We start from the raw sequence: 11,614 nt of genomic DNA, 5'->3' as shown, positions 1-11,614 counted from the left end.
CAACATTCACGCCCCCAACTAACGACTTTTTTACAGATAATTATGACGATTAGCGAAAACTAAACAGCTCCACCACCCCCTCTTTACCTACCCCAATACAAGCAAACTCAGGATCACAGGCCAGACTCCAGATATTGTTATCACTCAATATTTGCCAACTAGCTTGGCCTTGGTTCAATACTGCGACACCTTGTGGATTTGCTATTAGGATCTTTAACTCACCTCTAACGTGCAACAGTGCTGAGCCATAAATAGCACCTTTTAATGGCACTACGGGCATAGCCAACCACTCTCTTGTAGCTAAATTGTATTGAAAAGCTTGCGCTGCATTGTTTTCAGTTTTTAAACTGCCACCAAAGATATACAGATTTTCGTCTGCTTGTTGTACAGAAAAGATTCCTGCTGCTTCTCCGCCGCTAATAGGCGTTTCGATGCTATGCCATTCACCATCTTTATAATTAAGTACTCGCGGCCCGTTGGTATTGCCGGTGCCGATATAGATTTGAGCATTTTGACCTTGATTTAAACACGTACCACTAGAGGCAAAACCCCCCTCACCCGTTTGTGCTGATAAAGGTAAAGTCTGGCGTTGCCAATGTACGCCGCCATCTTGAGTTTGTAATACAAACAGCCCTTGTTTATCAGAGTCTCCATATAACCAGCCATGTTGCTTATCACTAAAATGCAGGCAATCGAAAAAAGTCTCAGGCTGCTCTCCTTGGACCTGCAAACTCCAGTTTTGCGTAGTGTTATCTCTGCGATATATGCGCGAGTCGCCACCTTCACCGGCGCTCATGATAGTCACTGTTCCATCAGCAAAAGCATGAATATCACGAAATTGCAGTTGCTCTGTGTTTACAGGCCCCTTCACTTTTTGCCAATTCAGGCCATTATCTTTACTGTGGTAAATAGCACCATGAGTGCCACTTGCCCAAATATCTGTGCCTAATCGATGTACGGTCTGAAAACTGATATTAGGATCAAGTACTTTAACTGTGCCTGCCACGCAGCTTAAACAAGCAGTTAAACTTATGGTAAATAACATTATTTTGATCATTATTGGGGGCTTATTATTGAGTTTAAGACTTGTACGGCTAGCATTTTCAATAAGTACTCAAATGAGTGTTTTAAGCTGTGTTTGAAAATACGCCGCACTGCTTGCCACACTTTCTAGCGAACTATGTGCAAAATTTCCACCCTGTTCGATGTAATAGTATTCAAGACCAGACTTAGCAGGATCAGGCAGTATATTAAGGTAATTAATCGAACCATTACCGAGCTCGGTATAATCTCTGCTTAGACTATCCATATCTTTAATATGCCACATTACAAATCTGCCTGGATGTTGTTCAACCAGTTTTTTGGGTGTGGTATTGGCCGAATGCATTACCCAATACATATCCATTTGTAACTTAACCAAGGCTGGATCGGTTTCACTTATTAAAATATCGAAACCTTTTTGACCACTTTTGCCGCCAACCTTAGCGTGCTCTTCAAATTCAAAGCCATGATTATGATAGGCGAAACCAAGCCCCGCTTTAGCAACTTGCTCGCCAATCTTATTAAGCATGCCCGCCATACGTTTAAAATTATCTAAGGTTCGTTGTTCTGGCGCAATCCACGGCCAAGTTATATAAGGTGAATTTAAGGCCTGAGCGCCTCTTATACATTGATCGACAAAACGTACTAAGGCGCTTTCTGAGCGCTCTAAATAGGGTGAAAAACCATAGTGACAACTTGATGCACTCAATTCTAGGTCATCAAGGATCGTTTTGAATTGGCTAGATTTAAAGCCATAATAACTGTCTTGTTCGTTATCAAAACCGTACAGTTCAAAATCTTGATAGCCCATGGCCTTTACTTTTTTTAGGGTTGCAATGGGATCTTTAGCCATCTCGTCACGAACCGTGAAAAGTTGTAAACCCATTTTATAATTTTTAGTACTCGCCATTGAAACCGCTGACTTACTTAATAAAACCGATGCAGCCGCGACAATACCGGTATTTTGTAGGAAATCTCTTCTATTCATGGTGTTAAAGTCTCTTAATTAAAAAAGCTCAAGACTTAGCTTGAGCTTTAGGTTATTCCCAAGTGGTTTGGGTATATACCCAAGCAACCTGACGATACGAGTTTCAGCGTTTCTGAGGGAGCTTAGTTCTAGGCGAACTGATGTAGGAATGGCATTACCCTTTCAAATTAGTTCAACACCGAAGTAAGCTCCCTCAGAAGCGCAGTGCCGGTGGGTTTAAATCCGTTTTATACCGCGTTAAATGCTTTCGATTTAGCCCACTAGACCTTCAAGCATTCGCCTTGTCTAAAACGGATTTAATTCCCACTGAATCCTGCATCGTCAGGTTGTTTGGGTATATATCTTTATTTATGTGGAAAATGGTCTTGCCAATGACTGGCTATTTGCTCGCGGGTACAGCACCAGACTTTGTCATGGCTTTGCACATATTCGATAAAACGTTGCAAAGCGGCCATACGGGCTGGGCGGCCGATAATACGGCAATGCAAACCTATGGATAACATTTTTGGTGCCTCATCACCTTCTCGATAAAGCACATCAAAGGCATCTTTTAAATACTGGTAAAACTGCTCACCACTATTAAAACCTTGGGGCGTAGCAAAACGCATATCGTTGGTATCTAAGGTATAGGGCACCATCAATAGGGGCTTTTCATACTGAGTATCGAAATAGGGTAAATCGTCGGCGTAAGAGTCGGCGCAATACAGAATATCGTCTCTTTCGGCCAGCAACTTCAATGTATTGGGGCTGGTTCGTCCGGTATACCAACCAACAGGTTTACTGCCAGTTATAGCTTGATGCAACTGCATGGAGGCGTTGATCATCTTACGTTCTTGCGCTTCAGGCATGTCTTGAAAATGGATCCAGCGCATCGCGTGACTGGCAATTTCCCAATTGGCACTTTGCATGGCAGCTACGGCTTCTGGGTTACGTTGCAACGCCATGGTCACACCAAATACAGTGATGGGCAGTTTGTAGAGCTCGAACAAACGATGTAAACGCCAAAAGCCGGCGCGACTACCATATTCGTACATGGACTCCATGCTCATATGACGGTCTGGATAGGCTTGTGCACCAATGATCTCAGACAGGAACACTTCTGATTGTTCATCACCATGCAGTACGCAGTTTTCACCGCCTTCTTCATAATTAAGCACAAACTGCACAGCGATTTTAGCCTGATTAGGCCATTGAGGGTGAGGTGGATATTGACCGTAACCGATCAAATCCCGAGGATATGCATGACTCATAATTTCCCTTTAATTTTTAATGTTATGGCTAATAAACTCGTCAGCTATTATTAACATCTGGAACCTTTAGCCCACAGCCCACTAGAATAAGTTCAACTAAATTTTGCGTAGCATCCGCATAATCTTCGGATCCCATAGGTTTTCCTCTGAGTCCGGTGATTTGTGCCGAAAAATCAGCGTAATGTTGGGATGTCGCCCAAATATTAAACAATAGATAGTATGGATCTTTTACCGCTAGTTTACCCGCATCTATCCATTGTTGAATAACATTTACTCTGTCCTTCATCCAACTCGCGTGTTGGTCCTTAAAAAAGCTGCTCAGGTTTGGTGCACCATTGATTATTTCTAGAGCAAAGATTTTGGATGCGTCTGGACGAGTACGAGAAATCTCCATCTTATCGCGAATATAGTTAGCTAATACGGTTGCTGGGTCATCTTCTGCCGTTGCTTCATCAAACTGGCCGTTCCATAAACTTAGAATATCCTCAAGCAAGGCTAAATAAAGTCCTTCTTTACTTTTGAAATAATATAGCACATTGGTTTTAGGTAACTGTGCACGATCAGCAATTTGCTGAACACGCGTACCAGCAAAGCCATTGAGCGCAAACTCCTGCTCAGCGGCCGCCAAAATTTTATGGCGATTAAGCGCTCCTATCGTATCGTCCTTTAGGTATTCCTTTTGCTTCATTTTATTTCCAATCATTAAAAGCTTATCTGTTCACTGGTGCTTAATTTGTCTATTTTACATAGTGACTGTGCATCAATTATGTAAGAAAAAGCAATAACAACCCCACTCTTGACCAAGTGGTCTGGTTTTTGATTGTAATTGAATTAATCTATCGTGATAATAGCAATCATGATTTAAATGCAAATTCGTCGAGGCACCATGTTACGTTTTTTACTAAACGACAAACTTATTGAATTCAGCCCCACTCAAGCCGATCTTACGGTGCTTAATTACTTGCGCGAAGATAAACAACTATGCGGTAGCAAAGAAGGTTGCGCCTCTGGCGATTGTGGTGCTTGTACCGTGGTACTGGCTGAAGTAAGTGAAACTACTGGCAACAACAAACCGGCAAAACTGCATTACCGCGCTATCAATAGCTGTATTACCTTTATGTCTGCCTTGCAGGGTAAACAGTTAATTAGCGTTGAACATCTAGCCAAAGGCGACAAACTCCACCCTGTGCAACAAAGTATGGTGGACCATCATGGCTCACAGTGTGGCTTTTGTACCCCAGGTTTTATCATGTCAATGTTTGCCTTATATCATCAGGACATCGACGTTAATCGCCCTGTGGTCGAACATGCTCTGTCAGGTAATTTATGCCGCTGCACTGGTTATCGGCCCATTATTGACGCCACTCTGCATGCCTGCGCGAATAAAAAAAATAAACAAATAGATCACTTTAGCCACAATGAACAACAGACCATTGAGCAATTACAAAGCCTAACAATAAACGAAAATGATGATAGTCACTTATTAACGCCAACAAACAGATCCTCATTAGCTGCGGCGATCAAAGCATATCCTACCGCCCCTTTATTTGCCGGCAGTACAGATTTAGCCTTGCAAGTGACCCAGCAACTAAAACAATTTGAGCGTTTAATTTCTCTTAGTAACGTTACGGAGCTGAAGCAACTCAAAGTGCAAGACCATGGCCTTATGATTGGTGCCGCCCTGCCCTTAAGCGATATCGAAGCTAGCTTGTTGCAATATTTTCCAACCTTGAGTGAGTTGTTCAGCCGTTTTGCTTCTCACCCCGTGCGAAATCAAGCGAGTCTTGGTGGTAACGTGGCCAATGCTTCGCCAATTGGCGATATGCCGCCAGTATTATTAGCCCTGAATGCCACGATTGAGCTAGATAACGGGCATACTCGGCGCAGTGTTAAAGCTAACGAATTTTTCCTCGATTATCGTAAGACAGCAATGCAACAAGGTGAATGGATTGAAGGGATCTTCCTGCCCTTTTTAAAGAACAATAGCCACTTACAAGCATACAAAGTGTCTAAACGCATGGAAGATGACATTTCCGCCGTGTGTGCGGTATTTAATCTTGAGTTAAATAACAACAAAGTTGTCAGCCTAAGCTGTGGTTTTGGTGGTGTGGCTGCAACGCCTGTGAGTATTGACCTAGATACTTTGCTCAAAGCGCATAATTGGTCTGACGCTGCCACTTTTGAGTTAGGTAAAACCTTATTGAGTCAGTCATTTCAGCCTATTGATGATGTGCGTGCCAGTAAAGAATATCGCCAAGCCATGTTAGTCAGTTTATGGCGCAGGTTTTGGCTACAAACTAATAGCCACAGTCAGATCATAGCGACACGAGTAGTTCAGATCCCAACACTTAATGTGGAGGCAGATCATGCGTAAACTAATCGCCAGCAGTGCCAATACTCAATTACCTAGTGCTCAAATCGCCGGTAAAAGCCATAAACATGAAAGTGCCGATCGTCAGGTTAGTGGGCAAGCTCGTTATGTAGACGACATGCCCGAGCCAGCCAATTTTCATCATGCAGCAGTGGGTTTAAGCCAAGTCAGTAGTGGAATTATTACCTCGGTAGATCTCAGCGCTGTACGCAGTAGCGAAGGCGTAATTGACGTCATCACCGTTGAAGATGTGCCCGGCCATATCGACATAGGCCCAGTATTTAAAGGGGATCCTGTACTAGCTCATAAAGAAATTTTATTCAATGGCCAGCCGATATTCGCAGTGTTAGCCACTAGCGTGAACCTCGCTCGACAGGCGGCACTTAAGGCAAAAATCATTATTGATGCAAGTGCAGCTTGTTTAACCATCGCCGATGCCAAAGCCCAAGATAATTATGTACGCCCACCTCACTTTATCCGCCAAGGTGATTTTGCTACTCACTATCAACAAAGCCAACATCAAGTATCTGGCGAGTTAATCATTGGTGGTCAAGAACATTTGTATCTCGAAGGTCAAGTTTCACTAGCGATCCCAGAAGAACAAGATCGCATGTTGGTTTATACCTCAAGCCAGCACCCTAGCGAGGTGCAAAAACTCATTGCCGAAGTACTGGGCATAAAATTACATAAAGTCGTGGTGGATATGCGCCGTATGGGTGGCGGTTTTGGCGGAAAAGAAACCCAAGCCGCCCAATGGGCCTGTCTTGCCGCTTTACTGGCTAGTCGCAATAAAGTCGCGGTTAAACTACGTTTACCCCGTATGCAAGACATGCAAGCCACCGGCAAACGTCATCCTTTTGAAAATCGTTATACAGTAGGTTTTGATAAGCTCGGTGTGATCCAAGCCACTCATGTAGAAATTAATGGTAACTGCGGTCACTCACCAGATTTGTCTGACGCCATTGTCGATCGCGCCATGTTCCATTGTGACAATACCTATTATTTAGCTGATTGTTATATTGAAGGTCATCGTTGCCGCACTAATCAAGTATCCCATACGGCCTATCGCGGTTTTGGCGGCCCACAAGGCATGATAGTGGCTGAAGCCATGTTAGACGCTATTGCCCGTAAACTGAGAGAAGACCCACTGACAGTGCGTTTACGTAATCTCTATGACGACAAACAGCGTAATACCACGCCTTATGGCATGGTAATCGAGCACAATTTAACGAAAGACATTCTCGATAAACTAACAACTTCCAGTGATTACTGGGCCAGACGTGAGGCGATCACACAATTTAATGCCACTAGCCCCATCATCAAAAAAGGTTTGGCCCTCACGCCCGTTAAATTTGGCATCTCGTTTACCGCCCAACATCTAAACCAAGCCGGTGCTTTGTTACATGTTTATACCGATGGCAGTATGCAAATAAACCACGGTGGTACGGAAATGGGCCAAGGTTTGCACACCAAAATTGGTCAAATCGTGGCTAACGAATTTGGCGTGCCTTTAAGTTGGATAGAAGTCACCTCTACCCGCACAGATAAAGTACCTAATACTTCACCCACAGCGGCATCGAGCGGCACCGACTTAAACGGTAAAGCGGCGCAAAATGCTTGTATCACCATTAAACAACGTTTGGCAGAACTTTATGCCCAGCAATTTAACGCCGATCCCACAACGGTTGAGTTTGCAGGGCAACAAGTTAACTGTGGCGACAACAGCATTGCCTTTGTAGACTTAATTCAGCAAGCCTATTTTGCGCGGATTTCGCTAAGCGCCACAGGGTTCTATAAAACCCCAAAAATCTATTACGACCGCACAACCGGTAAGGGCCGCCCCTTCTTTTATTTTGCTTATGGCGCCAGTTGTTCTGAAGTGTCTATCGATACCCTAACCGGCGAATACAAAGTTGATCGTGTGGATATTCTACATGATGTGGGTACGAGTATTAATCCTGCTATTGATATTGGGCAGATTGAAGGAGGATTTATCCAGGGCATGGGCTGGTTAACCAGCGAAGAATTATTGTGGGATAAACAAGGCAAGTTGATCAGCAATAATCCTGCGACCTATAAGATCCCAGCGATTGGTGATACACCGGCAATTTTTAACGTGGCGCTTTATCCACGAGCCAATGACGAAGACAGTATTTACCATTCCAAAGCTGTGGGTGAACCACCCTTTATGTTGGCTAACTCAGTATGGTGTGCCCTTAAAGATGCCATATCGAGCATTACTGACTACCAACTTGATCCACAGTTGCCTGTTCCTGCTACGCCAGAAAAAGTATTTTGGGCGGTACAGCAAGCAATGGATTACCGGGTTAAAACTGCTGAGCGCCACTTTGAATCAGCGGAGCGCCAGGTTGAATCAGCGGAGCAAAAGGCATGAGCAAAGCCCGCACGTGGTTTGATGCCCTGCATCAATGCCAACAACAAGGTCAGAGTTATGTATTAGTGACTTTACTTGCTACAGCGGGCTCTACTCCTCGTGATGGCGGCACTAAAATGCTGGTCTGTGATGACAGTACCTATGACACCATAGGCGGTGGTAATCTCGAGCATATTGTGACCCAACGTGCCCGAGAGTTACTCGTTGCGGCCTGTTTATCAAAGCAGCCAAACAACAAGCAAAACCAGCAAACCGTCGAGCACTATCCCCTTTCGAGCAAATTAGCTCAATGTTGCGGTGGTGCCACCAACGTGCTGTTTGAAGTTTTTGTAAGCCATACCCAACATATTGCAGTATTTGGTGCAGGCCATGTGGCCCAAGCTTTGATCCCAATATTGGCCCAATTACCCCTGCAGATTCAGTGGATAGATGAACGTCAGGCCATGTTTGAGCAAGCCTTACAACACAATAAACTGCCCTCGAATGTTAAGTGTGTAGTCAGCGACGAGCCTGTTGACAGTCTTAAAAAACTGCCCGCACAGAGTTGGGTTTTAATCATGACCCATAATCATCAACTGGATTTTGCCTTGGTTGATGCCGCATTAGCCCGTCCAGATTGTGCTTATGTGGGCATGATAGGTTCAGCGACTAAAGCTCGACGTTTTTGCACCAAGCTCGCCCATCAAGGTGTTGCATCCGCTACCATTGAGCGTTTAATCAGCCCAGTGGGTTTACTGACAGTTCCGGGTAAAGAGCCTATTAACGTCGCAGTTTCTATTGCAGCACAATTAATGCAGTACTTAAGTGCGCCTAAAACAACTCAAGTTGAACAAAAACAACAGTGGCGCACAAATCAGCAACTTGTCACCGCGCTAAACAGTAAAAATTAACAGAGAACAAAAGATGACTCTGAATGACCTTAATAAAATGAATAACGATGAGGCTTTTACCTGGTTTAGCCAATGCTGTGTAGCGGCTTATTGGTGTGAGTTAATGGTTGAATCTATGCCTTACAAAGACTTAGCCAGTCTGCTCGACCACAGTCAAACCGCATGGCAGCAATGTAAAGAAAGTGATTATCTTGAAGCCTTTGAAGGTCATCCGATGATAGGTGATGTTGCTACTTTACGAGCCAAATATGCTGCCACTAAAAATCTAGCCAGCAATGAGCAACAAGGTGCTAGCATTGCCGACGAAGCCACACTACAAACACTCCATAAACTGAATCATGACTATCTGGATAAACATGGTTTTATTTTTATTATCTGTGCCACCGGCCTAAGCGCTCAAACCATGTTAAACGCCTTACAAAGCAGAATAGTCAATGACACTGCCACTGAAATTGCATTAGCCGCGGCAGAGCAGTTAAAGATCACCCAATTACGCATTAACAAAGGATTACAGGACTAACATGAGTATCAGTCTTTCTAGCCATGTATTAGACACCACACTGGGTAAACCTGCGTCTAACATGCCGCTCACCCTCTTTACCCCACAAGGCAAGACTATTGAAGCCAGCACCAATGACGATGGTCGCTGTAATCAATGGCAAGATACGGTATTTACTGCAGGCATTTATCAGCTACGTTTTCATACCAAAGACTACCTAATGAGTCATCATCAGGCAGCCTTTTATCCCTATGTGGATATTCATTTCGAGTTAATCGAAAACGGTGGCCACTACCATGTGCCGCTGCTGATTTCGCCTTATGGTTTTAGCAGTTACCGGGGTAGTTGATGTTAGTTGATGTTCAACACAATCCTTTAATTGGGCTCAAAGGCTACCGTGCAAAAATACTGCATTTTGCTAAGGCCACAACTTCCCCTAAAGATGATTATTGTTACTTTGAGGATGGATTATTGGTTACGCGTGACGGGAAAGTCATATTTACCGGAGATTATAAAAACAATATAAATCAATATGATAAGCTAGATATACAAGACTACAGTGGCAAATTACTGTTACCGGGTTTTATTGACAGCCATATGCACTTTCCCCAGACAGAAATGCTTGCTAGCTTTGGCGAACAGCTGCTCGATTGGCTGACAGATTACACTTTTCCCACTGAAAACAAGTTTGCCGATTACACCTATGCCCGAGCCATGGCCGATGTGTTTTTACGTCAACTTTATCGCCACGGGACGACCTCGGCCATGGTCTATTCGTCAGTGCATAAATGTGCTGCAGATGCTTTGTTTGAAGCTGCACAAAAACACAATATGTTATTGATGGCCGGCAAAGTTTGTATGGACAGAAACTGCCCCGACTGGTTACAAGATTCTCCACAAACAGCCCAGCGTGACAGCGCTGAATTAATCAAAACTTGGCATGGTAAAGACCGCCTGCATTATGTGATCACTCCTCGCTTTGCACCTACCAGTTCAGAGGCACAACTGGCAGTTTTGGGTGAGTTAGCTCAGCAATATCCCAGTGTATTTATTCAAAGCCACTTAAGTGAAAACCATAACGAGATTGCGTGGGTAAAATCCCTCTACCCTAAACATAAACATTATTTAGATGTCTATGATCATTTTGGCTTAGTGCGCCAAGGTGCGGTGTTTGGTCATGCCATTCATCTTGAAAAAGACGAATGGCAGTGCCTCGCCGAGCGCGGCGCAAGTATCGCCTTTTGCCCTACCTCTAACTTATTTTTAGGTAGTGGTTTGTTTAACTTGGCTCAAGCTGAGCAACATAACATTCCCGTGATGTTAGCAACAGACGTGGGTGGCGGTACTAGTTTTAGTATGCTCAAAACCCTTGGTGAGGCCTACAAAGTTTGTCAATTACGCGGTAATCAGCTTGATCCCATGCATGGTTTGTATTTAATGACCCAAGGTGCAGCTGTGGGTTTAGGCTTAGAACAGCAAATTGGTAACTTAAATCCGGGCAGCGATGCAGACTTTGTGATCCTCGATCCGTTGTTTGATGAGCTCACCGAGCTAAGATTTAAACACCACAACAGCCCACAAGATTTGATTTTTGCTTTAAGTATTTTAGGTGACGACCGCGCAACGGTAGCAACCTATATTGCGGGTAAGCCCGTTTACCAAGCCGCTAGGCAACATAACTAGAAGAAGGAAATATCATGCCCTGGTTTGATTGGATCAGTTTATTTGTTCGTTGGTTTCATGTCATTGCTGGCGTGGCGTGGATAGGTGCATCGTTTTATTTTATCTGGCTAGATAACAATTTACGCTCACCGCCAGAGCATAAAAAGCAGCAAGGCATTAAAGGGGATTTATGGGCGGTACACGGCGGCGGCTTTTACGAAGTGGCCAAATACGCGTATGGCCCCCAACAAATACCCGAAAAACTCCATTGGTTTAAATGGGAAGCCTACACCACTTGGATCAGCGGATTCTTTTTGCTTGGCTTGATTTATTATCACGGCGCAGCAATCTATTTGATTGATAACAACGTGCTGGAGCTCAGTGTTAGTGAAGCGATCACCCGTGGCTTGCTGTTGATTTTTGGTGGTTTGGCGATATACGAAGGCGCCTGCCGTAGCCCATTAGGCCGTTATCCTATGTTGTTTGGCTTGTTTCTACTGGCTCTAATTACCCTTGCC

Annotated in this window: 11 protein-coding genes; 7 read left to right on the top strand and 4 right to left on the bottom strand. The window is 44.1% G+C overall.

The window, feature by feature from the left end; genetic code table 11:
- Nucleotides 1-49: 49 nt before the first annotated feature.
- The 4 genes from AX660_RS09725 to AX660_RS09710 form a co-directional block, all read right to left on the bottom strand.
- Complete coding sequence (locus AX660_RS09725; RefSeq protein WP_235594707.1) at nt 50-1,045, bottom strand: WD40/YVTN/BNR-like repeat-containing protein; 996 nt, start codon at nt 1,043-1,045, stop codon at nt 50-52.
- A gap of 69 nt (nt 1,046-1,114) precedes the next feature.
- Entirely contained in the window at nt 1,115-2,029 is a 915-nt protein-coding gene (locus AX660_RS09720) for a sugar phosphate isomerase/epimerase family protein (RefSeq protein WP_068375979.1), read from the bottom strand.
- Nucleotides 2,030-2,373: 344 nt separating this feature from the next.
- Complete coding sequence (gene puuE, locus AX660_RS09715; protein WP_068375976.1) at nt 2,374-3,279, bottom strand: allantoinase PuuE; 906 nt, start codon at nt 3,277-3,279, stop codon at nt 2,374-2,376.
- A gap of 40 nt (nt 3,280-3,319) precedes the next feature.
- A complete protein-coding gene (locus AX660_RS09710) occupies nt 3,320-3,967 on the bottom strand; it encodes a TetR/AcrR family transcriptional regulator (RefSeq protein ID WP_068375975.1) in 648 nt (215 codons plus the stop codon).
- Between the two features lie 198 nt (nt 3,968-4,165).
- Between AX660_RS09710 and xdhA the strand changes: the two genes are divergently transcribed.
- The 7 genes from xdhA to AX660_RS09675 form a co-directional block, all read left to right on the top strand.
- Complete coding sequence (xdhA, locus tag AX660_RS09705; RefSeq protein WP_068377037.1) at nt 4,166-5,653, top strand: xanthine dehydrogenase small subunit; 1,488 nt, start codon at nt 4,166-4,168, stop codon at nt 5,651-5,653.
- A complete protein-coding gene (gene xdhB, locus AX660_RS09700) occupies nt 5,646-8,045 on the top strand; it encodes a xanthine dehydrogenase molybdopterin binding subunit (protein WP_082768830.1) in 2,400 nt (799 codons plus the stop codon). The genes xdhA and xdhB overlap by 8 nt, the downstream gene beginning before the upstream one ends.
- Nucleotides 8,042-8,935 (top strand): xanthine dehydrogenase accessory protein XdhC, encoded by an 894-nt coding sequence (gene xdhC / locus AX660_RS09695; protein WP_068375974.1) that lies wholly within the window; start codon nt 8,042-8,044, stop codon nt 8,933-8,935. Before xdhB ends, xdhC begins: the two co-directional genes overlap by 4 nt.
- Before the next feature lie 13 nt (nt 8,936-8,948).
- Entirely contained in the window at nt 8,949-9,455 is a 507-nt protein-coding gene (gene uraD / locus AX660_RS09690; protein ID WP_068375972.1) for a 2-oxo-4-hydroxy-4-carboxy-5-ureidoimidazoline decarboxylase, read from the top strand.
- A gap of 1 nt (nt 9,456) precedes the next feature.
- Nucleotides 9,457-9,783, top strand: coding sequence for a hydroxyisourate hydrolase (gene uraH, locus AX660_RS09685; protein ID WP_068375970.1), 327 nt, complete (start codon nt 9,457-9,459; stop codon nt 9,781-9,783).
- Complete coding sequence (gene guaD / locus AX660_RS09680; protein ID WP_068375969.1) at nt 9,783-11,117, top strand: guanine deaminase; 1,335 nt, start codon at nt 9,783-9,785, stop codon at nt 11,115-11,117. The genes uraH and guaD overlap by 1 nt, the downstream gene beginning before the upstream one ends.
- A gap of 14 nt (nt 11,118-11,131) precedes the next feature.
- Nucleotides 11,132-11,614 (top strand): urate hydroxylase PuuD (locus AX660_RS09675; RefSeq protein ID WP_162266417.1); only part of this gene is annotated, 483 nt, incomplete at its 3' end.

The sequence above is a fragment of the Paraglaciecola hydrolytica genome, assembly GCF_001565895.1.
Taxonomy (GTDB): Bacteria; Pseudomonadota; Gammaproteobacteria; order Enterobacterales; family Alteromonadaceae; genus Paraglaciecola; species Paraglaciecola hydrolytica.
This window is presented reverse-complemented; position numbering and strand designations above follow the sequence as displayed.

Bases quoted from the DNA above. Each gene is read 5' to 3' on its own strand.
- AX660_RS09725 (WP_235594707.1), bottom strand. From the start codon at position 1,045: ATGTTATTTACCATAAGTTTAACTGCTTGTTTAAGCTGCGTGGCAGGC.
- AX660_RS09720 (WP_068375979.1), bottom strand. From the start codon at position 2,029: ATGAATAGAAGAGATTTCCTACAAAATACCGGTATTGTCGCGGCTGCA.
- puuE (WP_068375976.1), bottom strand. From the start codon at position 3,279: ATGAGTCATGCATATCCTCGGGATTTGATCGGTTACGGTCAATATCCA.
- AX660_RS09710 (WP_068375975.1), bottom strand. From the start codon at position 3,967: ATGAAGCAAAAGGAATACCTAAAGGACGATACGATAGGAGCGCTTAAT.
- xdhA (WP_068377037.1), top strand. From the start codon at position 4,166: ATGTTACGTTTTTTACTAAACGACAAACTTATTGAATTCAGCCCCACT.
- xdhB (WP_082768830.1), top strand. From the start codon at position 5,646: ATGCGTAAACTAATCGCCAGCAGTGCCAATACTCAATTACCTAGTGCT.
- xdhC (WP_068375974.1), top strand. From the start codon at position 8,042: ATGAGCAAAGCCCGCACGTGGTTTGATGCCCTGCATCAATGCCAACAA.
- uraD (WP_068375972.1), top strand. From the start codon at position 8,949: ATGACTCTGAATGACCTTAATAAAATGAATAACGATGAGGCTTTTACC.
- uraH (WP_068375970.1), top strand. From the start codon at position 9,457: ATGAGTATCAGTCTTTCTAGCCATGTATTAGACACCACACTGGGTAAA.
- guaD (WP_068375969.1), top strand. From the start codon at position 9,783: ATGTTAGTTGATGTTCAACACAATCCTTTAATTGGGCTCAAAGGCTAC.